Annotated in this window: 30 protein-coding genes; 19 read left to right on the top strand and 11 right to left on the bottom strand. The window is 39.3% G+C overall.

The features are described from left to right. Positions 1-16 precede the first annotated feature (16 nt). From purU to MN086_RS07810, 3 genes are read left to right on the top strand one after another with little or no spacing between them, the layout of a single operon-like run. Positions 17-853, top strand: coding sequence for a formyltetrahydrofolate deformylase (gene purU / locus MN086_RS07820; protein WP_248575461.1), 837 nt, complete (start codon positions 17-19; stop codon positions 851-853). Beyond that, a complete protein-coding gene (locus MN086_RS07815) occupies positions 853-1,344 on the top strand; it encodes a tRNA (cytidine(34)-2'-O)-methyltransferase (protein WP_248575460.1) in 492 nt (163 codons plus the stop codon). Before purU ends, MN086_RS07815 begins: the two co-directional genes overlap by 1 nt. Position 1,345: 1 nt before the next feature. Further along, positions 1,346-1,492 carry a hypothetical protein gene (locus tag MN086_RS07810; protein ID WP_248575459.1) on the top strand — a complete coding sequence of 49 codons (147 nt, stop codon included), beginning with the start codon at positions 1,346-1,348 and terminating at the stop codon, positions 1,490-1,492. 58 nt (positions 1,493-1,550) lie between these two features. On the opposite strand, the gene MN086_RS07805 is transcribed toward MN086_RS07810, so the two are convergent. Beyond that, a complete protein-coding gene (locus tag MN086_RS07805; RefSeq protein WP_248575458.1) occupies positions 1,551-2,099 on the bottom strand; it encodes an HPP family protein in 549 nt (182 codons plus the stop codon). A gap of 303 nt (positions 2,100-2,402) precedes the next feature. Here MN086_RS07805 and glyS point away from each other — a divergent pair, with 303 nt between their 5' ends. From glyS to MN086_RS07790, 3 genes are read left to right on the top strand one after another with little or no spacing between them, the layout of a single operon-like run. After that, positions 2,403-4,451, top strand: coding sequence for a glycine--tRNA ligase subunit beta (gene glyS, locus MN086_RS07800; protein ID WP_248575457.1), 2,049 nt, complete (start codon positions 2,403-2,405; stop codon positions 4,449-4,451). Positions 4,452-4,477: 26 nt separating this feature from the next. Beyond that, positions 4,478-5,002, top strand: coding sequence for a hypothetical protein (locus MN086_RS07795; protein ID WP_248575456.1), 525 nt, complete (start codon positions 4,478-4,480; stop codon positions 5,000-5,002). A 59-nt stretch (positions 5,003-5,061) separates the two neighbouring features. Continuing rightward, a complete protein-coding gene (locus tag MN086_RS07790; protein WP_248575455.1) occupies positions 5,062-6,186 on the top strand; it encodes an FAD-dependent oxidoreductase in 1,125 nt (374 codons plus the stop codon). On the opposite strand, the gene MN086_RS07785 is transcribed toward MN086_RS07790, so the two are convergent. After that, positions 6,178-6,933 (bottom strand): arginyltransferase, encoded by a 756-nt coding sequence (locus MN086_RS07785; protein WP_248575454.1) that lies wholly within the window; start codon positions 6,931-6,933, stop codon positions 6,178-6,180. The two genes, MN086_RS07790 and MN086_RS07785, sit on opposite strands and share 9 nt — an antisense overlap. Positions 6,934-6,983: 50 nt before the next feature. On the opposite strand from MN086_RS07785, the gene MN086_RS07780 reads away from it, so the two are divergent. Genes MN086_RS07780 through trpC form a run of 4 tightly spaced genes read left to right on the top strand, consistent with a single transcriptional unit; the run spans position 6,984 to position 10,143 of the window. Beyond that, positions 6,984-7,679 (top strand): tRNA1(Val) (adenine(37)-N6)-methyltransferase, encoded by a 696-nt coding sequence (locus tag MN086_RS07780; RefSeq protein WP_248575453.1) that lies wholly within the window; start codon positions 6,984-6,986, stop codon positions 7,677-7,679. Between the two features lie 2 nt (positions 7,680-7,681). Next, complete coding sequence (locus tag MN086_RS07775) at positions 7,682-8,056, top strand: YkgJ family cysteine cluster protein (protein ID WP_248575452.1); 375 nt, start codon at positions 7,682-7,684, stop codon at positions 8,054-8,056. 59 nt (positions 8,057-8,115) lie between these two features. Next, positions 8,116-9,291: a lipopolysaccharide assembly protein LapB gene (locus MN086_RS07770; RefSeq protein WP_248575451.1), complete on the top strand. Its 1,176-nt coding sequence runs from the start codon at positions 8,116-8,118 to the stop codon at positions 9,289-9,291. A 57-nt stretch (positions 9,292-9,348) separates the two neighbouring features. Then, the gene (gene trpC / locus MN086_RS07765; protein WP_248575450.1) at positions 9,349-10,143 is read left to right on the top strand and encodes an indole-3-glycerol phosphate synthase TrpC; all 795 of its coding nucleotides are present in this window, start codon (positions 9,349-9,351) and stop codon (positions 10,141-10,143) included. 284 nt (positions 10,144-10,427) lie between these two features. On the opposite strand, the gene MN086_RS07760 is transcribed toward trpC, so the two are convergent. Next, entirely contained in the window at positions 10,428-10,871 is a 444-nt protein-coding gene (locus tag MN086_RS07760; RefSeq protein ID WP_248575449.1) for a GatB/YqeY domain-containing protein, read from the bottom strand. Positions 10,872-10,919: 48 nt separating this feature from the next. Between MN086_RS07760 and MN086_RS07755 the strand changes: the two genes are divergently transcribed. Next, entirely contained in the window at positions 10,920-11,189 is a 270-nt protein-coding gene (locus tag MN086_RS07755) for a phosphomannomutase (RefSeq protein WP_248575448.1), read from the top strand. 1 nt (position 11,190) lies between these two features. Here MN086_RS07755 and msrB read toward each other — a convergent pair whose 3' ends face one another. Further along, positions 11,191-11,589, bottom strand: a complete 399-nt coding sequence (gene msrB, locus MN086_RS07750; RefSeq protein WP_248575447.1) for a peptide-methionine (R)-S-oxide reductase MsrB — start codon at positions 11,587-11,589, stop codon at positions 11,191-11,193. A gap of 93 nt (positions 11,590-11,682) precedes the next feature. On the opposite strand from msrB, the gene MN086_RS07745 reads away from it, so the two are divergent. Both MN086_RS07745 and MN086_RS07740 read left to right on the top strand, forming a co-directional pair. Further along, entirely contained in the window at positions 11,683-12,327 is a 645-nt protein-coding gene (locus tag MN086_RS07745; protein ID WP_248575446.1) for a tetratricopeptide repeat protein, read from the top strand. Then, positions 12,320-12,544 carry a hypothetical protein gene (locus MN086_RS07740; RefSeq protein ID WP_248575445.1) on the top strand — a complete coding sequence of 75 codons (225 nt, stop codon included), beginning with the start codon at positions 12,320-12,322 and terminating at the stop codon, positions 12,542-12,544. The genes MN086_RS07745 and MN086_RS07740 overlap by 8 nt, the downstream gene beginning before the upstream one ends. Positions 12,545-12,551: 7 nt before the next feature. Here the strand turns inward: MN086_RS07740 and MN086_RS07735 are convergent, their stop codons facing one another. The 4 genes from MN086_RS07735 to MN086_RS07720 are packed head-to-tail and all read right to left on the bottom strand — an operon-like array spanning position 12,552 to position 15,832. Further along, entirely contained in the window at positions 12,552-13,145 is a 594-nt protein-coding gene (locus tag MN086_RS07735; protein WP_248575444.1) for a polymer-forming cytoskeletal protein, read from the bottom strand. A 9-nt stretch (positions 13,146-13,154) separates the two neighbouring features. After that, complete coding sequence (locus MN086_RS07730; protein WP_248575443.1) at positions 13,155-14,129, bottom strand: M23 family metallopeptidase; 975 nt, start codon at positions 14,127-14,129, stop codon at positions 13,155-13,157. Then, positions 14,098-15,048: a 4-hydroxythreonine-4-phosphate dehydrogenase gene (gene pdxA / locus MN086_RS07725; protein WP_248575442.1), complete on the bottom strand. Its 951-nt coding sequence runs from the start codon at positions 15,046-15,048 to the stop codon at positions 14,098-14,100. Before pdxA ends, MN086_RS07730 begins: the two co-directional genes overlap by 32 nt. 1 nt (position 15,049) lies before the next feature. Beyond that, complete coding sequence (locus MN086_RS07720; protein ID WP_248575441.1) at positions 15,050-15,832, bottom strand: pyridoxine 5'-phosphate synthase; 783 nt, start codon at positions 15,830-15,832, stop codon at positions 15,050-15,052. A 371-nt stretch (positions 15,833-16,203) separates the two neighbouring features. Between MN086_RS07720 and MN086_RS07715 the strand changes: the two genes are divergently transcribed. Then, positions 16,204-16,893: a response regulator transcription factor gene (locus tag MN086_RS07715; RefSeq protein WP_248575440.1), complete on the top strand. Its 690-nt coding sequence runs from the start codon at positions 16,204-16,206 to the stop codon at positions 16,891-16,893. Continuing rightward, on the top strand, positions 16,890-18,104 hold the full coding sequence (locus MN086_RS07710) for an ArsS family sensor histidine kinase (protein WP_248575439.1): 1,215 nt from the start codon (positions 16,890-16,892) through the stop codon (positions 18,102-18,104). The genes MN086_RS07715 and MN086_RS07710 overlap by 4 nt, the downstream gene beginning before the upstream one ends. 20 nt (positions 18,105-18,124) lie before the next feature. On the opposite strand, the gene MN086_RS07705 is transcribed toward MN086_RS07710, so the two are convergent. Beyond that, positions 18,125-18,949: a rhodanese-like domain-containing protein gene (locus tag MN086_RS07705; protein ID WP_248575438.1), complete on the bottom strand. Its 825-nt coding sequence runs from the start codon at positions 18,947-18,949 to the stop codon at positions 18,125-18,127. A gap of 293 nt (positions 18,950-19,242) precedes the next feature. Between MN086_RS07705 and MN086_RS07700 the strand changes: the two genes are divergently transcribed. The 4 genes from MN086_RS07700 (at position 19,243) to MN086_RS07685 (ending at position 23,274) form a co-directional block, all read left to right on the top strand. After that, complete coding sequence (locus MN086_RS07700; RefSeq protein ID WP_248575437.1) at positions 19,243-20,598, top strand: OprD family outer membrane porin; 1,356 nt, start codon at positions 19,243-19,245, stop codon at positions 20,596-20,598. A gap of 267 nt (positions 20,599-20,865) precedes the next feature. Continuing rightward, the gene (locus MN086_RS07695) at positions 20,866-21,189 is read left to right on the top strand and encodes a thioredoxin family protein (protein WP_248575436.1); all 324 of its coding nucleotides are present in this window, start codon (positions 20,866-20,868) and stop codon (positions 21,187-21,189) included. Between the two features lie 165 nt (positions 21,190-21,354). Then, positions 21,355-21,918 carry a hypothetical protein gene (locus MN086_RS07690; protein WP_248575435.1) on the top strand — a complete coding sequence of 188 codons (564 nt, stop codon included), beginning with the start codon at positions 21,355-21,357 and terminating at the stop codon, positions 21,916-21,918. A gap of 84 nt (positions 21,919-22,002) precedes the next feature. Next, a complete protein-coding gene (locus tag MN086_RS07685) occupies positions 22,003-23,274 on the top strand; it encodes an argininosuccinate synthase (RefSeq protein ID WP_248575434.1) in 1,272 nt (423 codons plus the stop codon). A gap of 6 nt (positions 23,275-23,280) precedes the next feature. On the opposite strand, the gene MN086_RS07680 is transcribed toward MN086_RS07685, so the two are convergent. Both MN086_RS07680 and MN086_RS07675 read right to left on the bottom strand, forming a co-directional pair. Beyond that, positions 23,281-23,796, bottom strand: coding sequence for a hypothetical protein (locus MN086_RS07680; protein ID WP_248575433.1), 516 nt, complete (start codon positions 23,794-23,796; stop codon positions 23,281-23,283). A 60-nt stretch (positions 23,797-23,856) separates the two neighbouring features. After that, on the bottom strand, positions 23,857-25,806 hold the full coding sequence (locus tag MN086_RS07675; protein WP_248575432.1) for a M3 family metallopeptidase: 1,950 nt from the start codon (positions 25,804-25,806) through the stop codon (positions 23,857-23,859). Positions 25,807-25,837 lie beyond the last annotated feature (31 nt).

Genomic DNA, 25,837 nt, shown 5'->3' with positions numbered 1-25,837 from the left:
AGCAACTAGGGTAAATATGGTAAAAAAAGCAAGAGTTTTAATTGATTGTGAAGATTCAAAAGGTTTAGTGTATCAGATCGCTAAAGTCTTTTATGATAGAGATTTAAATATCGATAATAACCGCGAATTTGTTGACAAAGAACAGGGACGCTTTTTTATGCGTACAGTCGTTTCAGGCATGTTTGACATTCAGGAGCTGCTTGAAGAACTCAAAACTGTTGCACCTAAGGATGCACATATCAGGGTGGCAGAACCAAAAGATAAGAAGATCATTCTTATGGCTACAAAAGAGTCTCATGCCCTTGGTGACATTCTTGTACGTCATGCAAATGGTGAACTTGATGCACAGATAGAGTGTGTTATTGCCAACCATGATACACTTGAGAATTTCGTACGCAGATTTGATATCCCGTTCTTTCATGTCCCGGCAGAGGGTATGAGCAGAGAAGAGCATGAAGAACATGTGATGAAGCTTATAAGCGAATTTGAGTTTGACTATATCGTACTTGCAAAGTATATGCGTATACTTACACCTGAATTTGTCAAGGCATATCCGGAAAAGATCATTAACATTCACCACTCTTTCCTCCCTGCTTTTATAGGTGCAAATCCTTATAAGCAGGCATTTGAAAGAGGTGTAAAGATCATAGGGGCTACAGCACACTTTGTAACAGATGATCTGGATGAAGGCCCGATCATTGCCCAAGATGTGATACCTGTTAATCATCGTTTTTCATGGAGAGACATGCAAAGAGCAGGACGTGACGTGGAAAAGATAGTACTTTCACGTGCATTGTCTTTGGTACTGCATGACAGGGTATTTGTCAATGGTAATAAAACGGTTGTATTTTAATGTTTAATATCGTTTTAGTAGAGCCACAAATTCCTCAAAACACGGGTACCATAGGCCGTTTATGTGTCAACTTGGGTGCGACACTGCACCTTATCAAACCACTTGGATTCGATATAGACGATAAAGCGGTAAAGCGTGCCGGGCTTGATTATTGGCAGCATCTTGACCTGGTGGTTTGGGAGAGTTTTGAAGCATATCTTAAAGCACACCCTATCAGCAAAAACAGTTATATGGCTACAACGAAAACGGATAATCTCTATTTCAATGCACCGTTTAAAAAGGGTGATCACATTCTCTTTGGTTCTGAGACCAGAGGGATCAATGAACAAGTTCTGCTAGACAATCCGGAGCAGTGTATCACCATCCCTATGGGCGGAAAAGGCAGAAGTTTGAATCTTGGTGTGAGTGTGGGTGTCGTCATTTATGATGCATTGCGTCAAAACTATGAAGGGTTTGAAAAGATCACCATAGCCAATACATTGGAGCAATAATATGTCATTTGGAGATATCCTGTATATCATCGCTATATTTTTATTTGTATTTATGACGTTTGGCATAGTGAAAAATTACTATAAAAGTAAATTTGATGAGGAAGGCAGACGCATCGATATGCAAGAGGATGAGAGTGGGGAACACTAATCCCTCTTCACACACAGCATAGCATATTTTTTTGGTTAGCTGGAACTATTTCAAGTATTTATACCCAATAGACAGGATAATGCCTTTTGGGATCAATGGACATATTGTTCACAAACAAAGCCACCAGTAACATCAAAAAAGCACCGATCAATACCGGGCTGACTGCATACCAATATCCAAGTTCCTGTATGCTATCCCCACCAATAACGGCGATCAGAGCGGTTGCCCCTCCGGGAGGGTGCAGGGTTCTTGTCAAATGCATCATCGTAACAGCTGATGAAACGGCCAATGCACTGGCAAGCATGATATTGTCTTTAAACAGAAATGCTATCGTGACGCCGACCAGTGCTGAAAGCACGTGTCCGCCGATCAAATTTCTTGGCTGTGAAAACTCCACCAAAGGGGCTCCGTAGATCAATACGGCAGATGCCCCAAAAGAGCCTATCAAAAATAAAGGCGCTTTGTCATGACCGCTCCATAGCTCTTCCAAGTAAGCAATGAAGAGGATACCTAAAAAGGCCCCTATCGATGACCATATGATCTTTCTGATCGGTTTTCTAGGAGGACAATGCCCCTTGGTTTTCATACGTGAAAAGTAATTCTTCATACCATTTTCCCTCATATTAGAATGAACAATCAAAGAACCGATCACGGGTTTTCATTGCTTTTCTTTGGTGTGTTAACCTATCCGGGTTATTCATGTGTGCAGTATACAAAAAATGTGCAGCTATTTTTAACGGTATGATGATTTGATATATTTTTATGAGGTTTTGTGTAAAAACCATACAAGCTAAGAAGCATATGCTCATATATTTTAAGATCAGGCAGGCAACACTACAGGTGCTAATCTCACTCTTAACGAATATTTAGGTAAAATAATAGCCATTATTATTTCACTAGGATCATCTAAATGACACAAGCACTACTCATAGAAATCGGTGTAGAAGAATTACCGGCTATACCACTACTTAAAATCGTGAATAACATTGAAAAATCTTGGGAGAATATACTTACAGAGTATAACCTTAGTAATGATTTTGAATTTATCTATACACCTAGAAGATTGGTCCTTAAACATACGGCAATGCCGGTAAGCCAGGAGGATACTACAGTAGAGTTGTTTGGTCCTCCAATGGTTGCGGCAGTCAAAGATGGTGAGCCTACGAAAGCAGCCCAGGGATTTGCACGTAAATGCGGTGTAAGCTTTGATACACTCGGTCGTGCAGAGAAAAACGGGAAAGAAGTACTCTATTTCAAAAAAGAAGAGAAGGGATCAGAAACGGTTTCTCTTCTTCAAGAGATGCTGGAAAAATGGATAGCCTCAATGTCATTTGGGAAGATGATGCGCTGGGGTTCAAGAACGGATGAATATATCAGACCTATACGCTGGTTACAGGTAAGAATGGGTGATGCTTCTGTACCTGTAGAACTTTTTGGTGTGCATGCAGATACCAAAACCTATGTACACCGTATGGTCAGTTATGATCCTGTGGAAGTGCCTACGATAGATGCCTATGAAGGTCTGCTGGATGAGTGTGCCGTGATGTTACACCCAAAAGACCGTGAAGCAAAGATCTTAGCTGAATTTGATGCTTTGGAGTCGATGCACAATATCATCATAGAGAGGGATAGAGCACTTCTGGCTGAGGTTGTAGCGATCACAGAGAACCCTAAAGCACTTGTAGGCTCTTTTGATGAACTTTTCTTGGAACTACCGCCTGAAGTGATCATTACATCGATGAAAGAACATCAGCGTTATTTCCCTGTCTTTGAACATGGGAAAATAGCAAACAAGTTTGTGGTTGTTTCCAATGCCTATACGGATGATTACAGTAAAGTTATCGCAGGAAATGAACGTGTCCTTAAACCACGTTTGGCCGACGGACTCTTCTTCTACAAAAATGACCTTAAAAACGGACTGAGTACGGATGGTCTTGAAAAGGTACAGTTCATCGATGGTCTGGGGACCCTTACCGATAAAATCACAAGAGAAAATAATATCGCGATCAGACTGCTTGCCCTCTATATGGATAGAGTAGAAGAAGATACCGAAAAAAGTTCTACAGTCCTTGAAAAAGCGATGGATAGAGCAATAAACCTTGCAAAAGCGGACCTTATGAGTGAGATGGTGTATGAGTTTACAGAACTACAGGGACTTATGGGGTATTATTATGCAAAAGCACTAGGTGAAGATGAATTGGTATATCAAGCGATAAAAGAGCAGTATATGCCAGTAGGTGAGGGTGCCGAACTTCCAACTTCTGTCTTCTCCTCTATTGTGGCGATGAGTATTAAACTCGATACACTTTTTGGACTCTTTAGCGTAGGAAAGATTCCTACAGGCTCTAAAGATCCTTTTGCACTGCGTCGTGCAGTCAACGGTATTGTAAGAATAGTGACAGCATATGATCTGACCTTCAATATCGATGATATCATCGCGTTGCTCAAAGGCAATTATGAAGAATTTGATACGAACCTCTTAAGTGAATTCATCATAGAACGTATCAACAAGTCACTCGATGCCAATCCATCAGTTATCGCTTCTGTATTGGCTTCAGGTGAAAGAGATATCAATGAGATAGCGAAAAAAGTCGCTGCACTCAATGAGATCGTAAGCAGTGATGCATTCAAAGAGCAGTTCACAACCTTCAAACGTGTCGCAAATATCTCTAAAGATGTGGACCTTGAGTCAAGTATGGAGATAGATATTGCGTTATTTAAAGAAGATGCGGAAGTCACACTCTATAATGCGTATGAAAAAGTGATCAATTCGACATACAGTGACTATAAAGAAGAACTTGAAGCACTTTTTGGGCTGAAACGTGAACTTGACGGGTATTTTGATGATGTTCTGGTAAACACTGAAGACGAAGCGTTGCAACAAAATAGACTCCATACGATAGGCTCTATCTATAAAACATTTAGAAATATTGCAGATATTAAAGAGATATCGGTTTAAGTTTATAAAACAAGAGTAAAAAGAATATGAAAAAAAGTTTGTTAGGGATAGTATTTGTTTTTATTTTAGTGGGATGTGGAAAATATGTTGAACCAGCATCAAGTAGTAATATTTCATTACTCGTTTTAAAAGAAAAAAAAGATGGTCAACGTTTTACTTATACATTTGTTAAAATAGATGGTAATGTGCTTGATAGATCGCACTTTTCAACAACAAGACTTAGAGTTCAGCCTGGGGAACATGAAATAAAATATGAACCTACTATTTATTACTCTGAACGAGCAAAACATGCAGAGCCTGAAACTTTTATATTAGAATTTAAAGCAAATAATGTTTATACAGTAGAATTAATTCCACATGTTACTAAACTAAAGAAATATGATGATGATGTAACAGGAACATTTAAAGTATTTGAAAATAAAAAGTTAATTATAAAAAAAGATTTAGTTTTTGAAGATAGTTTAATGAGAAGTGGACCGGTTCAAGGGAGTGTAGATCCAATGGTTGTGGATAGTATCATTTATTCAGCAGTGTTATCATCTGGAATATAGTAAAGTATATGTGTTATTCTTCCTAAGAGGAGATGGAATGAGGGTATATAAGGAAATATATGTTTAAAACCTACGATACCATTATCATCGGTGCAGGTATCGCAGGTGCTTCTACAGCATATGCATTGAAGCAAAAAGGACAAAATGTCATTGTATTAGATAAAAGAGGCATTGCCTCAGGCGGTTCAGGGGCTGCCGGGGCTTTTGTCTCTCCAAAGATAGGTAAGGGTTCGCTACTTCAGAGTCTAACCAATGAAGCTTTTGAATATGCCAAAGAGTTTTATCTCTCCACTTGTCTGGAACTTTTTCATCAAACCGGTGTGATAAGAATCCCCAAAGATGAAGTGGATGCCCAAAAGTTTTCTTCATATGAACCCTACAATGATAACAGGTATGAAACTTATGCAAAAGAGCAGTTGAAAAGGCTGGGGATCAATACTGAATTTGATAGTTTTTACTTTCCTGAAGCTGGGGTTTGTGATGCACAGGAAGTGTGTAAATATCTACTTACAAACATAGAAGTGGTTGAATATGAAGTAAGAGAGATTTATCAGGAAAACGAACTTTGGTGTGTAGGTGAGTATCGTGCTCAAAACCTTGTCTTAGCGACAGGCTATGAGAATGATCTGGCTGACTTGCGTTACATGGGTATCAAAGGCACATGGGGTACCAGGGGTGACTTCAGTTCTAAGCTCTCCTTGGATGTCAGTATGCACCAGTCTATCTCTGTGGGTGCCAATGTAGATGGTATCATCAAACTGGGTGCCACGCATGAAAAAGGAGTGAAAGAGGTAGTCCCCTGTAAGAAAGAACAGGCACTGGGGCTAAAAGAAAAGGCCTCTTCTCTGATCGATACGTCAGACCTGGAGCTCAAAGAAGTCTTTTGCGGTATGAGATCAGGGTCTAAAGATTATTTCCCTTTGGTAGGGAAGGTGATAGATGTCCCTTTTATGTTAGAAAAATATCCAGCCATTATGCGTGGCAGCAAGCCTGAGATGAAATATATAGAGCGTTTATATGTCTTGAATGGTCTGGGAGGCAGGGGGTTTGTTTTTGCACCGCTGATGGCAAAGATCTTGGCTGAATCTATCATTGAAGGCAAAGAGGTAGATGTCAGAGTTGATCCTGACAGACTTTTTTTGAAATGGTGCCGTAAGAGTCCGGAGTTGGATGCTTTACGCTAAATCCCACTTTTCCCAATCAGGCTCCTCTGTGACATGAGGAAAACCATCCAATATCTCTTGGGGTTGGAACTTTGGCTTGTAGGCAAACGCTTTACACCCCTCTACCCAGTACCCCAAGTAGATCCAAGGCAGTTCAAGGATATGGGCCAACTGTATCTGATAGAGCAGTGAATAGGTTCCAAGTGACAGTCTTGCATAATCTGGGTCATAGTAGAAGTATATGGAACTGATGCCGTCATCGAGTATGTCGATGAGGTCAACACCGATGAGTTTGCCATCTTTGATATAGAGCACTTCTTTTCCATAATCATGTGCACCATCTACAAAGTTTTCATGGTACTCTCGATGTGAAATATTACGGTGCTGCCACTGGTCTTTTTCATGCTTGAAAGAGTGGTATTTATTGTAGAGATGTATATGTGCATCGGTAAGACTGGGCTTTTGAACAATGATCTGGGTATCGGCATTCCGCTTAATAGCTTTTTTTTGCGATTTAGTGTAGTGATAGTTGTTGACATCTATACGTATACTTTTACACTCATTGCACCCATTGCAGATAGGGTGGAAGAAGTACTTTCCAAAACGTCTCCATCCTCTGGCGATCACTGCAGTGGCAAATTTTTTACTTGCATGAGACACATACTTATAGTTCATACGTACCTTATTCCCAGGGATGTATGCACAATCGTAGTCCAGCATGGAAAAATCTGTTGATGGCGGGTTCAGTAGGTCTAGTTCTTCATTCATAATCGCGATTATACTGAAAATATAGTAAAATTCATAAAAAAAGGCATCATTTGTTTCTCTATCAACCTACAAGTGGCTACTGCTATAACAGTGATTCCATCTTCTTGTATGACTTTATCTCTTCGTTTAAGCCTAAAGGTAAACTGCTGGATGTTGGATGCGGTGTTGGGATCATCTCGCTCTTACTGACCAGGGATTTTAAGATCCAGACCAGCATTATAGACAAACAGGAAAAGATGCTTGACTATGCAAAACATAACTATGCACTGAACAATCTGGAAGCACAGAGTCATCTCGGAGATTTTACAGAGTGGATGACGGATGAGAAGTTTGACTATATCATCTCAAACCCACCTTTTTATGACGCAAACGTACAACAGAGTGAAAATACGCATTTGAACATTGCACGGTATGCACACCATCTGCCTATAGATACTTTCATCGCCAAGGTCAAAAAACTGTTGAAACCTAGAGGATATTTTATCTTCTGTTATGATGCGAAGCAGGTAGACCTGTTATTACATCATTTAACTTCCTATGGTATAACTGTTGAAACGATGCAGTTTGTGCACTCTAAAATAGACAGAGAATCCAAACTGGTGATGATCGCAGCCCGCATGGGATCAAAATCTATGACAAAGATACTTCCCCCATTTGTGGTCTTTGATGAGAAGAGTGTCTATCGAGAAAAAGCGATGAAAGCATTTGAACGTGCCAATACAAATAGTATAAAAGGTGATTTTTGATCATGGAATTCATGACACACGAACAGTATAATTTTAAATTTAACCCCAATGCATGCGAAGCGTGTGGAGGGCACTGTTGTACGGGAGAGAGCGGTTATATCTGGGCTAAATATGCCGAGATAGAGAAGATGGCAGCGTTCGTTAACCTTAGCGTAGAAGATTTTGCTACAATGTATTTAAGAAAAGTGAAGCATCGCTACTCTTTGATAGAAAAGAAATTGGCAGAAGACAACTATGCCTGTATATTTTTTGATGCCGAAATGAAGCGTTGTTCCATATACCCTGTACGGCCTTTACAGTGCCGTACTTTCCCATTTTGGGAACAGTTTAAAAATGATGAAGAAGAGGTACGCAAAGAGTGTCCTGGTATCGTATAGCTTTTAGCTTATTGGCAGTATTTATCTTGAGCACTCTGATGAGCTCTGCCAAAGAAATTATGAAGATTAGTGAAGATGAGCTCATCATGAGAGGACTTTTATATGATGAGTATAAAGCGTATGAAAACAGTTATCAGGTCTATAAAAAACTCTATGATGATACCGGGGCAGAGATCTATCTTTTTAGAGAAGCCAGTGCCGCACTGATGAGCAGAAACCACATACACGAGAGTATCACACGTTTAAAAACATGGGATAAGGTTAATCCGAACAGGGTCGAAGTAAGACGTCTCCTCATCCCTCTCTATCTCACGATAAGACAAGTGAAAAATGCGACCATAGAAGCAGAACATTTGCTTGAACAGTCAAAAGAACCTATGGATCTGGATCTGGCATCTAATTCATTTTTATATGCCGGAAAATTCAAAAGAGCATTGGACCTGTTAAGCAGGGTGTATGAAACGGTACCTAGAGAAGCGATACTGCTTCGGATGGTTGATATTATGGATGAGTTTACCGATGAACGTAAAAAGGCGATACAGTTACTTGAAACACACCGTCGTATGAATATCGTGAGCCATGATGTCTATGTAAAATTACTTTTGCTTTATCAAAAAGAAAAAGATATCAATGGTATTTTAGAGACCTATAAAGCATTGTATGAACAAGACAATGACCAACAATACCTGACAAAGATCATCGATGCTTATATATACAAAAGAGATCTTGACGGTGCGATTACTTTTTTGGAAGCAGATCAAAGTAGAAATGACATACTCTATGAACTCTATAAAACAAAAAAATATTTTTCTAAAGCATTGGCCCTTATAGATAAACTTTATGAAGAAGATAAAAATTCAAAGTGGATCGCAGAGAAGGGTGTACTTATTTTTGAAAACTCGAAAGATAAGAATGATAAAAAAATGATACAGGATGTGATCGCTCAGTTTGAAAAAGCAATCGCGTTAGGGAATGATGACAGTATTTATCTCAATTATTACGGCTATACACTGATAGACAAAGAGGTCAATGTCAAAAAAGGTATCAGTGTGATAGAAAATGCATTGATCCAGCAGCCTGACAATATCTATTATCTTGACTCTTTGGCATGGGGATACTATAAACAGCGTCAGTGTGATAAAGCCTATAAACTGATGAAAAGAGTGGTCGATGAAGAGGGGTTGGAAGAGGCAGAAATCATAGAACACTGGGATGCGATCAGACAGTGTAAATAATTTCGGGGTACTTTTAGATATAATACGCGAAATTTATAGAAATATGGAAAGTGATATATGGCTCAGATATTAGATGAAATCATTAAAAAAACAAAATCAGATCTAGAAAAAAGAAAAGTAGACTACCCCGAAGAGTGGTTAGGACGTTCTCTCTCTTTTAACCCATTTATCCCTAAAGATGTAAAGAGTGCTTTACGTTCGACTGAGGAAAATCCTTACCGTATCATCGCCGAAGTAAAAAAAGCGAGTCCAAGTAAAGGGATCATACGTGAAGACTTTAATCCTGTGGAGATAGCGCAAGCCTATGAAAAGGGTGGGGCAGATTCCCTTTCTATACTGACCGAACCACATTTTTTTAAAGGGGATAAAGAGTATCTGGGAATGGTACGTCGTTATGTCAATCTCCCATTGCTCAGAAAAGATTTCATCGTTGACAAATACCAGGTCCTTGAAGCATTGGCATTTGGTGCAGATTATATCTTACTGATCGCTATGGCACTGAGTCGTAAAGAGCTTAAAGAGCTACATGACTATGCGCGTCATTTAGGTCTGGATGTATTGGTAGAAGTACATAATAAAACAGATCTGGTCAAAGCGATCTTCGCGGGGGCTGATATTATCGGGATAAACCATCGTAACCTTGAGACATTTGAGATGGATATGAGCTTGAGTGAAAAACTGATACCGCTGATTCCAAATGGTAAAATCATTGTGGCTGAATCGGGTATCAATGACCATGAGACAGTGGTCGAGCTTTCCAAGATAGGTGCGGATGCCTTTTTAGTGGGTGAGCATTTTATGAGACAGGATGATATTACTGCGGCTATTAAAGCGTTGAAGTATGGGAATTAATGGGGTTAAACCTATTTATTCCTAATTGAGAAAGATTAAGAATATTTGAACAATGCTAAGTAAATAGATTTTTTATTATGCAGTGTTTTTTTTCTACTTTTTTCTCAAAGAGAGTGATGACGTTGTCACCGCTTCGCTTCACAAGAGAAAAAGTAGGCAAAAAGCGTCGATCTTCTCGAATCGCTTCGCTTTTCTGGTACTAAATACCGATACCCTCCGTCGCTAAAGCGTAAGTGGGGTACAGTGGGCGTTCAGGTCGACATTATTTTATATATAAAAGTGTATTAACTTAGTAACTTTTTTACCATTTGGTTGATACGTCCGCCGTCTGCTCGGCTTCCTATGGCTGCTTTGGCACTACCCATCACTTTACCCATATCTTTCATACTTTCGGCTCCCACAGATGCAATGACCTCTTTCAGTACAGACTCCAACTCTGCATCATCCATCGGCTCTGGAAGGTAGGATTTGACTATGGCCATCTCTGCATCTTCTTTCTCTACAAGGTCATCTCGTCCTGCCTCTGTAAATTGCGCTTTGGCATCTTCTCTTTGTTTCATATATTTCATTAGGATAGCTTCAACATCAGCATCATTTACATCTCTGCGCTCATCTACTTCTATCTGTTTGATAGAGGCTTGAATATTTCTCAGTGTATCTCTTTTGACGATCTCTTTTGCACGCATAGCTTCTTTGATATCATTTTTTATCTGTTCTTTTAAACTCATCTTTTGGGCTCCATTCTAGATTTAAAGTGATTATACTATAATCCCTCTATGATAATCACAATAGAAGATAAACAATTCGACACAGCAAAGATCACACAGCTCTACCCTGCAGCTGTCATCAAGACAGGATATGAAGATGAAACCACACAAGTGAGTCTTGAGTGGTTGGATATTGAGTCCAAAGGTAAGGTCGAAGTGGTGGGATTTGGTATTTTCGTCAATCTTGGAGAAGAGGAAAAATACTCTTTTATTTTTGATACAAAGGAAGAGATGGATGAAGCTGCCGGGCGTATTGCCGAACAGCTGAAATCATCATAGCTTATTCCTTTTCTTTAAAATCCAAAGATGCAGAATTGATACAGTATCGCTTATAGGTAGGTGACGGACCATCAGGGAATACATGCCCCAAATGACAACCGCATGCACCACAACGTACTTCTACACGAACCATGCCATGGCTGGTATCTTCGATCTCTTCTATATCCTCTTCATTGATGGGTTGAAAGTAGCTTGGCCACCCTGTACCCGAATCAAATTTTGTTTCCGAAGAAAAGAGTGGTGTACCACAGCATTTACAGCTGTAGATACCCTCCTTTTTTGAGTCCCAGAATTCATTTTGAAACGGTGCTTCCGTACCGTGGTTTAAGCAAACATTATACTCTAGCGGCGTTAACTCTTTTTGTAATTTCTCTTTATCTAATGTTATTCTATAAGCCATCATCATCCTTTGGTTCTTTTTTATCATGATAGCAGTTTTTCTTTGGATTTAAGTTAGATTATCTTATCATTCGATAACTATATTGGAGAAGCTATGACAACATTTCAACTATTACTTCTTATTATTGCTGGAGGAGTATTTTATCTTTTTTTTAAACAACTTTTTTCAGGAAATCACCCTAAAAGAGGTGTTGATTTTGAAGCGAAAGTAGCAGATGAGCAAATAGGGGGTATCAGCCGTCCTGATAAAACATTTTCTGCACCTGCTGTGCAGCCTACACGGATGGAACAACTGTTACAAATGACAGATGATGCGGTAGAAAAAGAAGATTTTGAAGAGGCAAAAAAAGCATTGGGATCGGCATTGATCATTGACGAGAACAATCCTGAAGTGCTTCAGAAAATGGGTTATGTATGTATGCAGACAGGTGAATATGAAGAAGCCAAAGAGCATTTTGAAAAACTATTGTCCTTGGATGATACGGATGATATGGCACATGTGTCACTTGCCAATGTTCTGCATAAACTTGGAGAGAATGAGGGGGCCCAAAAACACCATGAACGTGCGATTGCATTGGATCCTGAGTATGCACCCCATCACTTTAACTATGCGAACACTTTATATGATCTGGGGCAAAAAAAAGAAGCACTTGCAGGGTATAGAAAAGCATACGCATTAGATGATACATTAGAAGAAGCAAAAAAAATGATTAAAGAATTAGGGAGTGATAATGAGTAGTCCATGTTTTGTAACACAAGAAGCAACAAAAGAGATACTTTTACGGGTAACCAATGTATGTGCGGAGTGTTATGATGATATTCATGAAGGTGATACGATCCATTACGATATGCAGAATTACCGCTACTTATGTAAATCCTGTCAAGAGAAACTTTGTGCCCAGATGAATGAGAACTGTGAAGTTGTTGTGGATGAGTCAGAAGGACTCTTTGGGTAGAATAAGATCAGGCTGTCTGTGCCTTTTCCTCTTCTTTCTCTTCTTCATAAGTAGACATGGTACCAACCATTCTGCTGCCTTCAGCCGTTTTGATAGCTTTGACTGATATTTCACCCTCTACTGATCCTGTACTGTTTATCTCTAGCAGTTCTGATGCGACAAGATTTCCTTTCACTGATCCGCTAACAGTGATCTTTTTACTTTCTATTTTCTCAACTGTCAGTGTAGCATTTGACTGGATTTCTATCGATTTGAGTCCAATAACATAACCTGTAACGGTACCGTCAAGTATCATGGTATCTGCCTGAATTTGTTTGGAGACTTCACCGGTTTCCATGACTTCGAGTGTTTCACAGATGATACTCCCTTCAAGTGTACCGTTAATGATCGCATTCTTTGCTTTCACTTCTCCCTGTACCATTCCTGATTTCCCGATCACAAGTGTGTTACTCACAATGATATCTCCCACCACTTTACCGTCTATATGTACCGTATCGCTGCCATGTAAATTTCCCGTGACTTCCATACATGATGTGATAATGGTTGCTGAAGTGATCTTGTTCTGTGTTTTTGGATTCTTTTTGCCTCTGATCAGTGCCATAGTGCTCCTTTATTGTTGTGTAGAAAGTGTGATGATATCCTGGGTCTGCTTGTGGATGCTTTTCCAGTCAACTTGAGTTATTCTATCGCTTATGTCGTTAATATTTTCTAAATCCCATTGTATAAAACTCTTTGGATTGAGCCATTTATCCAAATATCGGACTTCATAGTGTAGATGGGGGCCGGTACTTCGACCCGTACTCCCTACATAGGCAATAAGATCCCCTTTACTGACAAAATCACCGCTCTTGACGGCAAATTTGCTAAGATGCCCATAGGCAGTTTTAAAACCGAAAGAGTGGTCAAGCAGCAAGAGGTTTCCATAGGCACCTTTACGTTTCGCTAAGATAACCACACCGCTGGCAGGTGCATAGACCGGGGTACCTCTATTTGCTTTCAGGTCAAGTGCTGGGTGAAAGGACTGTTTTTTTGTGACAGGATGGGTACGGTATCCGTATTTACTTGAGATACGGGTATATTTCACAGGCTTTCCATTAGGGATACTGTTCAGTAGGAGAGCCTTTTGGATTGATGATATGTGTTCTTGTTCAACCTCTTCTTTGATTGCCTGAACAACCTTTTCACGTGCATTTTCTACTCTGTCTTGAACACTGACATTCAGATCCGGTCCATACCCGATCATCTCTTCAACCTCTTCGAGTTTTTCATTGACTGAGAGGAGTTTGTCGCTATTTTCCTGGATCAGATGTGTCAGTTGTACATTCTGTTTTTCGAGAATATCATTTTTGTGTTTATAGGTTGCACTTGTCTTTTCAAGTTTTACAATTTCATTTTGAAATTCGAGTGTTTGCTCATTGAGTTTAGAGACCCTGTTGTTAAGAAAATTGATATAAAGATACGTAGCAAAAGCAATAGTGATCAGAAGAAGGATCGCTCCAGCTATTACCTTTTTGATGATCTCATGGACACTATACTGTTTTGATCCATGCACATCACTGATCGTTATGATAAGCCGATTTTTCATCTCTTCCCTTAATATATTTGATTGCATTAATATAGCTTAGTGCATTGAGTCTCAAACCTTTATACGCTATATCAAAAGCGGTCCCGTGATCCACAGAGGTTCTTAGGATCGGCAGGTTGAGAGAGACATTGATCCCTTCATCAAAATACAATGCTTTGAGAGGGGCTAAGCCCTGGTCATGGTACATGGCAATGTAGTGTGTATAGTTTGCACGTACCCTTGGTGTAAATGCGACATCCGGTACAAGTGGTGCGCTGAATATTTTGGTGCCTATTTCTCTGTGGGCGTTGTCTATCGCTTTTTGTATGATACGCTCTTCAGTGCCCAGTACCCCGTCATCCCCTGCATGAGGATTCAAACCCAGAACAGCTACCTGTGTATTGGGTTTGGCTGTCCGGTAAAAGTCCAGTAGAAACCTTGTTAATGCTTTTTCGTTGATACTCCCAGCCACTTCTTTCAGTGGTATATGTTCAGTGAAAAGAGCGACATACATCTTGGGTGATCCCAACATCATAATGGCATCTGCATCAAAAAGATCTCGCAAGGCATCGGTATGGCCTTTATAGGCTACACCTGCCAACTCCCAGGCTTTTTTGTGGATGGGCAAAGTAGTGATGGCATCGACCTCTTTGTAGCGTGCAAGCTCAACCGCCTTGGCAAATGATGCGTAGGCATAGGCACCGCTCTCTTTGCTGACGGTTCCTGCCTCTATCTCAAAGTGTTTTGCAATACCTTCCATCGTTTGGAAATCATCAGGTATGCGTAGGTTCAACTTTTGGGCTGCCTGTTCCAGCATATTTCTGTCTATGCAGTAAACAGCCTCTATCTCTTGAGAAATGATCTCATGATTCTCAATGGCCAGCTGTATACCTATGCCGTTGAGGTCACCCACAGATATGGCTACTTTTTTTCTTGACATGTTATCTTATCAACATAGATTTCATATCTATGATAGCCTGTTCAAGCCCGGTATAGACAGAACGGGCGATAATGCTTTGTCCGATGTTGAGCTCTTCTATGGTTTCTATCTCGGCGATCTCTTTGACATTTTGCATATTAAGGCCATGTCCTGCTGCCACACGCAATCCCAGCTCCATAGCATCACAGGAGAGCAGACGCAAGTTGCAGAGTTCATCTTTAAGCATCTTTTTGAGTACTTTTCGCGGGAGTTCAAGTTCAGGGATGCTGTGGTGCGTTTTCGAGAGGTTTGTATAGAGCATCGCATAGATGTTGGCATATTTCCCCGTATGAAACTCTATCCACTCGACACCTAGCTCAAGCGATGCATTGACCGCATCCAGGGTAGGGTCTATGAAAAGTGAGATCTCTATCTCTTCTTTGTGCAGTCTTCGGATAGCCTCTTTGAGTTTGGGTTGTTCTCCTGTGACTGCAAGACCGCCTTCTGTAGTGACCTCTTCTCTCTTTTCAGGCACAAGCGTGACACGATGCGGTTTTAGCTCACAGGCGATATCTATCATTTCAGGAGAGATGGCACATTCGAGGTTTACAGGCAGTGCAGAAAGCTCTATAATATTTTTGGCATCCATATCTTGCATATGGCGCCGGTCTTCACGAAGATGGATCGTGATCTGGTCTGCTCCAGCACGTTTACAGATGCTTAGTGCATCAAGCGGATCAGGATCTGCTACTTTTCGTGCTTCTCTTAGTACTGCAATATGGTCAATGTTTACGCCCAATAACATGGTTGAATTTCCTTATGTAATATTGTGTAATATGAGTTTGATTATAGCAAAAGTTTTTAAGATAGAATTTGGATAATCGCTTATATTTGGAATATGAGGAGAGAAGATACCTGCGGATGTATCTTTTACTGCTTGTTCTTGAAGAAAAATTATTTCGGCATACTGAGCATGTAAAAAAGAAGTGATGGGTATTATTTGAATCCATTTTGCTTTGTTTAAGGTTAAGTATGTTATATATTGAATGAATAATCATTCAATATGGTCATGATCATTACGGTGTTAGAGGAAAGGGTAGAAAAAACTATGAGTAACTACGGTATACCGTCTCATAGAAAAGAAAAAGTAAAAGAAGAAAAATTAAAGATTTACTGATGAGAGAAAAGACAGACATATTGATAGTAGAGGATGATATAGATTTATCAGACCTTATCGCTGACTATCTAATCAGCAGTGACTATACGGTTGATATTTTACATGATCCGTTAAAAGTATTAATGAGGCTTGAAGATAAATCCTATAAACTGATATTACTTGATCTATCATTACCAAAGATGGATGGGTTGATTCTTTGCGAACGTATCCGAAAAAAATACTCTATTCCTATTATCATTATGTCTGCTCGTGACAATGTCAGTGATAAAGTACTAGGATTGGAGAAAGGTGCAGATGACTACTTACCAAAACCATTTGACACCCGTGAATTGATCGCAAGAATACAAGTGCAACTCAGAAGAGTTGAGAATACACTTCATACAGATGATATTTTTGAAGATAAAGAGTTTAAATGTGACAAACAAACTATGAAGATTTATTTTAAAGGTGATGCATTAGATTTAACTGTAGCGGAGTTTGGTGTATTAAAGCTTTTTTTACAAAAGAGAGGTATTGTATTTTCTCGTGAAGATATTTTAGATTATGTTGATGGGATGAACTGGAGCAGCGGAGATAGAAGTATAGATGTTATTATAAGCCGACTACGCGCAAAACTAAATGACGATCCAAGAAAACCAAAATACTTTGAGTCCGTACGGGGTATTGGATATAGAATGATACTACGATGAATAGACATGCAATATTATTACGAATTGTGTTATTTTTCTTTTTAGCTTTAGTGGCTACTACTGCTCTTTTTAAAGTGATGTACCAATATGAATTTACAAATGAAAAAGAGAGACTCAAAGTACACTATCATCATGTAGCTATGTCTATTATGAGATGGAAAATTGGTAAAAATAGTTATGAAGAACTCATTGAAGTGCTAAAAAGAGACAATATGTATGTGGTTGATGATAATGTGCTCTATGATGAGATTCAAAAACTTGAAAAATTTGATACTGTCTCCTGTGCGCAGGGAGACTTTCATCTATATGAAAAAGGTTTATACAGATATGTCGTAGTTCCACCTCAAGTTGGAAATATATTATTAAAAGACATGGATACACAGTCTATAAATGTTAACTATGTTTGGTGGTTATATTTTGCTTTTATTGCAATTATGTTACTTCTCTTTTTCTCTATCGCAATTAGTCTTATACCATTGAAACATCTACAAAAACAAATACGCAGTTTTGGAGAGGGGAATATAGATATAGATTTCTCGTCAACCCGTAATGATGAAATTGCTGAAGTATCAAATGAATTTAATAAGTCTGCTAAAAAAATAAGGTATCTTTTAAAAGCAAGAATGATTTTTTTGAGGAACATTACACATGAATGTAAAACACCTATCACAAGAGGAAAACTGGCACTGGAATTTATAGAGGAGTCCAAATCTAAGGATATCTTGAATGAAGTGTTTATACGGCTTGAGTTACTATTAAAAGAATTTGTTCAGATTGAAAAAATTACAGCGAGTGAACATAAACTGGAAAAAAAGCCTTATTCGCTTACGAACATTTTAGATCAAGCTACCGATATGCTGTTTTTAGAACCTAATTCTATTAAAAATAATTTTTCTGAAAGAAAATTAGAAGTCAATTTTGAACTCTTTACAATCGTATTTAAAAACCTGATTGACAATGGTCTTAAATATGCAAAAGAGAATGATTTTTACATTGAATGCAATGCGAATGGAATCGGTTTTTATTCACTTGGTGCCAAAATAGATGAAAAGCTAGAATATTACATTCAACCCTTTACAAAAGGTGAAGTTAAATCCTCGGAGAGTTTTGGCTTGGGATTATATATCGTCTATGAAATACTTAAAGAGCATGGTTACACCCTTTCATACAGATATGAAAATGGGTATAACTGTTTTATGATAGGCCTATAATATCAGCATTTTTGCTGACATTATAGATCCTCGTTCGGTTCTACGGAACACTTGCCTTTTGTACAGTCAAAATTTGCATCCAAATAGAAAATATTTGACATATAAACTTTATTCTTTTGCAGTGACTGCCAAGCTCCAACCGACATCATTCCGGTATGGCAATAGATCACGATCGCTTTTGATTTCGGAAGTTTCGTTGCATCCAGTGTGCCTTTGTCTACATTGTAAGGAATATTGATAGCCCCTTCATAGTGGCCTGCATTAAAGTCCTTTTCAGATCTTACATCTACCAAGGTAATACCTTCAGGTTTACTATTTGTATTGAGTTTCTTCGCAAACCATCTCTGATCGACCATACCTGTCTCAGCGCCTTTATAGAGTGTTATACCGTTAATATCTATTTTGTTCTCCTGTGATGGTTGATACTCCCCGGATTGATTTTTACACTCTCTTAGCATACCCATGGCTTCTAATTTCTTCTTTCTCCACTCCGGATATCCACCCTGGTATATGACTACATTAGTATAACCTGCTATTTTCAGACTTTTGGCCAGCTTGTGTGAGAGCTTGCATTTTGGACCGTTACAAAAAGAGACTATCTTTGCAGATTTGTCATTTGGAAGAAGCCCAAGTTTATTTTCGTAAACTTTCATATCTCTCATGTTTATATTCATGGCACCCATTATAGTACCCAGCTTGTAAAGTTTTGGAGGTCTGGCATCTATCAGCAATGTATTGTTTTGTTTCTGAAGTTCTAAAACTTCTTCGTGTGTAACTATTGGAAAGTTAGTACTTCCGAACAATATTGACATCCCGGCGATCAGGAAAACAACTATTTTTTTCATTTCTTTATCCTTTTATTTTTTTACCTTAGCATAATGACAAATATATATGAACTACATGTTAGTCTTTTGTTAACGTACTATTAATAAGAAGCCATATAACGAAAAATGTCTATCCTTTAGGAATATAGCACTTCTTCAATACACTATCATCTCCATGACCAAATTATGTAAGTAAATATTTATCTATCTCATCATTTGGACTTTTATTAACACTCCATTAACAAAGGACTAATATAGAGTTGACATTAGTCTGTCATCATTGTCCCATTCAAAATATGGAAAAAGGAATAAAAATGAAAAAAACAGCTATCTCAGTAGTGGTACTTGCGGGAACAATGATTCTTCAAGCGGCCGATGCACCCAAAGTGAAAGAAACAGCATTACTTAGTGGTGGAGTCATTTCAGGACAGTTAAAAGCGATGTACATCATCAGTGATAAAGATAATGGATGGGCTCCAAATAATGGTAGCGGTTATTTAGGTACGCTTAAATATGTAACTCCCGAAGTTCTAGACGGACTCAAGTTTGGTGCTGCCTTTTATGTAAATGGCGATACCGGTCTTACAGACTGGGACGGCGATAAGAAAAATGCACTCGGAATGTTTACAAATGTGGAAGGTGATGAAAAGTCGCTGCTTGGTGAAGTATATCTGGAGTATAAAAATGATAAGTTCCGATTTAAAGGCGGACGTCAGATTTTAAATACACCGCTGACACAGATCAAATGGTCTTTGATGCCAAACTTTTATGAAGCCTATATGTTAGGTGCCGAAAAGGTTAATGGTTTTTCATTCGAGCTTGGTTATATTAGCAGAATGTCTTATGGTTCCAGAGCAGCAACTGATTGGGGATTGATTGGTGAGAAGACTAAAACCGCCGGTGTAGCCAGACCAATGGAAACACAGAGTGCTACAGGAATAGCCCAAGCAGAATTTCACGATCTTGCAGAAGGTGCCGGGGTTAATGAAGACACAAATGGTATGACGGTAGCCGGAGCAACATATACAGGAATTAAAGGTTTAAAAGTATCTCTATGGGATTACTATGCATGGGATATTGCGAATATGCTCTATGCAGATGTTGACTATAAATTCCCTGTAGCGAAAGGTACAAACCTTGCATTAAGTGCCCAATATCTTCAACAGGATGAGATCGGTGATAAACTGGCCGGAACACTGAACTATAGCCTTACGGGAGTAAAAGCAAATATAGGCAATAAAAAATGGTCGGTGTATGCAGCATACAATAAGTCGAATGATGAAGATAATGACGGAAATACATTGATCAAAAGCGGTTTTTTAAATGCATGGGGTACGGATCCGGCGTATACGAGTTCTCTTTTTTCTCGTAATGCATATAGACAAGACGTCAGTGCATACAAAGTCGGTGGACACTATACGATCATGAAGGGTCTAAAGCTTATGGCGAGCTATGCCAATTACGGTAAGTCTAAAACAACAGGCTATGCAGGGTTGAATCTGGTTGCGAGCAATGATGCGACCGAGACTGATATTATCTTGGCTTACAAACCGACTAAAGCATGGACGATAAAAGTATTTAATGCTATCAGAACCAGTGAGTATGACAGCAGCGCAGTAGTGGAGAAGAAGATGAATCACTTCCGTGTGATAGCATCTTATAACTTTTAGTCTATATATCCCACTCCCTATCCTGATATCAACATATGTGGTATTAGGTAAGGAATATTATTCTTTATCTCCACTACCCTCTTGTCTCCAGGGTATCGGAGACCTTCTTTTCTGCAGCAGCACCATATGGTCAATGCTCCCCCTCCCGTAATATATGTACACTTTATGAATAATGGCAATTTGATGATAGTAAAAGTTCTTAAGATAGAATTTGTATAATCGCTTATATTTAGAATATGTGGAGAGAAGATGCCTACGGAAAATATAATGCCAGTGATGAAATATGCCGATGTCAAAGATAAGATAGGTAATGGGAAGCCTCTCATATTCTCATTTGGTATGTCCCACTGCTATAGCTGTTTAGCGATGTCCAAAGTATTTGCTGAAGTATTAGAAGTGCATCCGGAGTTTCAGATCTATTCAATAGATGGTCAAAAAGAGCGTTTGGTGAGTCGTGATATCTATAAACTCAAAGAGATGCCTACGCAGATATTTTTTGACGCCTCTGGAAAAGAAGTGTTTCGTCATACCGGAGCCTATCAGAAGGCTGTATTAGAGATCATTTTGAAGAAATATGGATTTGATTACTAAAAAATAATATCTATATTTATTTGGTTAAAAATTAATCAAGTTATAACAAATATAAGTATTCCTTTGGGATAAAATATTTCTGAGGAAATAATTAAAATCACTATATAGCATTTAGATGCGACCTGTGTCATGAAATATAGTGATACAATAGACAAGGAATACTAAATGACAAATAAAGACACATATCTTCATCATCTTCATCAAGCACGAGTAGAACATACCAGATGGGTAGGAATGATAAAATTATTATCTGCGGGATTGCTAGATACAAACAAACAAGACATTGAATTGAATATGTCCGATATCGATTTTGGAAAGTGGCTGGAACAGGAGGCCATGCTCTTTAGAGACAGCAGTTGTGTGGATACTCTCTATGAAATTGAAGCATTATGGAAAAGTATACATAATAATTTTATGCAGATCTATGAGGTATGTGTCTCCAAGAACAAAAGCAGTCTATTTGGCAGAAAAAAACCCTTAAGTGATGGGGCGATCAAAATATCTGCTGTACATTATCAGGAGATCATCACTTTGAGCGATAAAATGAAGCAACACCTTAGAGTGCTTGAAAAACAGCTCAATGCAAAAGGAGAGGATGAATTTGAAACATTTGGCAATTATATGGCTGCCAAAGAGCATGAAATAAACCTGAAAAATGCTGAAAAAACTAAAAAAGAAAAGTCTAAAACTTCTGTGAGTGGTGCAAGAGGAGCTTATGTAAGTGAATAGATTGTCTTCAAATTCTTAGAATATAAAATATCCGTAACTAAATTTACGCTAAAATTGCAACAATATTAATTAAAGGCTTATCGCATGGCAAAAAGAAAAATTAAAAAAGCAGTATTGGCGTATTCTGGTGGATTGGATACAAGTATTATTTTAAAATGGCTTCAAGATGAGTATGAGTGTGAAGTGGTTACTTTCACGGCTGATCTTGGTCAGGGTGAAGAGGTAGAACCTGCACGTCAGAAAGCATTGGATATGGGTATCAAACCTGAGAATATTTTTATCTTGGATCTTAGAGAAGAATTTGTAAAAGATTTTGTCTTCCCTATGTTCAGAGCCAATGCCATCTATGAGGGCGAGTACCTGCTGGGTACATCTATCGCACGTCCGCTTATCTCTAAAAAACAGATAGAGATCGCACAACAGACCGGTGCTGATGCTGTGAGTCACGGGGCTACTGGTAAAGGAAATGACCAGGTACGTTTTGAGCTTGGTTATCTAGGTCTTAATCCGGATATCGCGGTGATCGCACCATGGAGAGAGTGGGACCTGAATTCACGTGAGAAGCTTCTTGCGTATGCAAGAGAGCATGGTATCGAGATCTCTAAAAAACACGTCGATGAGGACGGTAACCCTAAAGCAAGTCCATACTCTATGGATGCAAACCTGCTTCATATCTCGTATGAAGGGCTTCACCTTGAAAATCCTGCAGCTGAACCAGAAGATGATATGTGGCTATGGACAAACTCTCCTGAAGAGGCTCCAGATGAGGCAGAGTATATCACGATCACTTATAAAAAAGGTGACCCGATAGCAATTAACGGTGAAGAGATGAGCCCTGCGACACTTCTTAAAACACTGAATGATTATGGAAATAAGCATGGTATCGGACGTATCGATATCGTAGAGAACCGTTATGTAGGTATGAAAGCACGTGGATGTTATGAGACTCCGGGTGGTACGATCATGCTTAAAGCACACAGAGCGATCGAATCTATCACACTGGATAGAGAAGAAGCACACCTTAAAGATGAGCTTATGCCAAAGTATGCAAAACTGATCTATAACGGATACTGGTGGTCGCCAGAGCGCAAGATGATGCAATCAGCGATCGACGCAACACAAGAAACGGTCAATGGTGAAGTAAAACTCAAACTCTACAAAGGGAATGTGATCGTAGTGGGTAGAAGTTCAGATGAATCGCTCTATTCAGAAGCGCACTCAACATTTGAAGAGGATGAAGTATATAACCAAGCGGATGCAGAAGGGTTTATCCGTCTGAATGCATTGAGATTCATCATCGAAGGTAAAAAACAGCCTGAACGTATCGCTTCTCTTATCAAGAGTAATGAAGAGTAAATAAATTTATTCCAGTAACATCTCCATCTCCTTCAAGACTTTTGAAGGGGTGAACTTCAACAACTTCTCTTTAGAAAAGAGATAAGGTATAAATTCCAATAAAATATAGAGCATTCCCATCAGCGGATAAAAAGCAACATACTCCATCTTGAATGTTTTGAAATCATATCGGGAGAGAAACCACGCTTTGGCACTTTCACTTCCATTATAGAACAGAAGCAGTTCCATCGCGAAGATAGAACCCCACAGAAAATAGGTGACAGCCGTGATAAGCAAAGCCCCCAATACCCCATACATGGCGATCACTGCAGCAAGAAAAAGACTCAAAAAGAGGGCAAAAGAGTGAAATCCCAGTGTTGCAAAGATCACTACCACTGCAAAGATGAAAAGCAGGCTCCCAAACAGGATAAAAAGTTCTAAATAGGTTTTTTGTTCTGCGAATGAGGGACTGAAATAGGCAGCCAGAAAAGTGATGATAAAGATGGCGATCACGGTAAGTGCAAGAGAACGGTATTCGCTCACGAAAGGCTCCTTTCTGTTCTTTCGCTCTTTGGCTATCTGCCTAAGAGTGAGAGAAGATCATTATGCTATTTCATACAGTTTGATCAGACTTTGAACATCTGCTTTCCGTCCAAGCCACTCTTCGTAGAGCTCAGACATCTCAATCGCACCACCGCTTGCAAGTATATACTCTTTATACCCTTTGGCACGCTCTTTGTTAAATCCTGATTCATTATCCAAACAGGAGAAAAACGCATCTGCAGAGAGTACTTCAGCCCATTTATAGCTGTAGTATCCTGCTGCATAGCCACCTGCAAAGATATGTGCAAATCCGTGTTGGAATTTGTTATAGCTTGGTGGTGTGAGCAAAGAAGTTTTTTCTCTAATGCCATCAAGCAATCTTTGTACTTCCTCACCTTGGTAAAGGTCCTGATGCAGTACAAAATCAAACAACGAGAATTCTACCTGACGCAGGATGCCAAGGGCTGCTTGGAAGTTCTTAGTCTCTTTGATCTTAGCCATTAGTTCCTCTGAGATAGGCTCACCTGTTTCATAATGAAAACCAAAACGTTTTAGGATCGCTGCTTCATAGGCAAAGTTCTCCAAGAACTGTGAAGGGAACTCCACCACATCCCATGCCACACCGTTGATACCTGAGACCGAACGCTCTTTACATTTTCCAAAAAGGTGGTGGATCGCATGTCCCATCTCATGAAAGAGCGTCACCACATCATCATGTCGAAGCAAAGAAGGAGTCTTTGGGGTTGTTGGCGAGAAGTTACATACGATGAAAGCGGAAGGAAGATGTAAATCTCCTTTGCTATCCACATAGTGTGTCTCCCAGTCATTCATCCATGCCCCTCCGCGTTTCTCTTTACGTGCCTCAAGGTCAAAGTAGATACGTCCGGAGAGTTTGCCCTCTTCGAAGATGTCAAAAGGTTTTACACAGGTGTGCCATGTCGGTACATCTGCAGGCTCGAACGTGACACCAAAAAGTTCTGAGACAATGTATAGTAGTCCCTCTAAAACCTTCTCCTGTTTGAAGTAGGGTTTAGTGATTGTATCATCGAAGTCAAACTTTTCTTTTTTCAGCTTTTCTGAATAGTAGCCTACATCATATCCTGCAAGATCTTCGATACTATCCACACGTTTCGCATATTCACGTAGTTCCTCAAGTTCTTTTTTGGCTTGAGGCAAGGCAGCATCGGCCAGTTCATTTAAGAATGTGATGACATCATCTTCGCGACTTGCATCACGTGTCTCCAATGCATACTCTGCATAAGAGCTAAAGCCTAGCAGTTGTGATTTTTCATGTTTGAGTGCGAGGATCTGGTCTATGACCTCTGCGTTTTCTGGTGCTCTGGTTGCATAGGCTTTAGAGAGTTCTTTTCTATACTCACGGTTAGGCCCGTAAGTCATGTAGGCCAGATAACTGGGAATTTGAAGAGTGAATTTATAAACGGTTTTACCGTCCATTTCCTCTTTGGCTGCATCGATGTCGGACTGAGGCATCCCTTCAACATCTTTTTCATCTTCGATGATAAGTTCATAGGCATTGGTCGCATCAAGGAGATTTTGTGAAAACTGGTTGGAAAGTTCAGAGAGTTTGAGGCTGATCTCTTCGAGTCGTTTTTTCTTATCTTCGGGGAGATTGACCCCAGAGAGTACAAAACCTCTGATCTCATGTTCCAGTACTTTGTTCGCTTCTTTGGAATCTGCCTTGATCGCCTCAATCTTTTTAAAGAGGGCTTCGTTTTGTGCCATTTCAGAACTGAATTTCGAAAGCAGAGGGATAGATGCTTCATAGGCTTTTTGTGTTTCGTCTGAGTTCATTACGGAATTCAGATGAGAAAGCGGGGTAAAGAAAAGCCCTAGTTCTTCATCCAGGTCTTGCAAGGGTTTAAGGACCTTGTCATAACTGCTCTCTGCATTTGCAGTGATATCATTGATCGTTACTCTTTGCTGGTTTAAAAGGGTCTCTAAATCTTTGGGGAATTGGTCTAAATTGTCTATTTTGAATTCTTGAAACATAAATGATTGGTCCGTTATTTTATTTTTTTTG

The sequence above is a fragment of the Sulfurovum sp. XGS-02 genome, from assembly GCF_023213175.1.
GTDB lineage: Bacteria > Campylobacterota > Campylobacteria > Campylobacterales > Sulfurovaceae > Sulfurovum.
The sequence above is the reverse complement of the archived record's forward strand: the minus strand, read 5'-3'. Positions and strand labels throughout refer to the sequence as shown.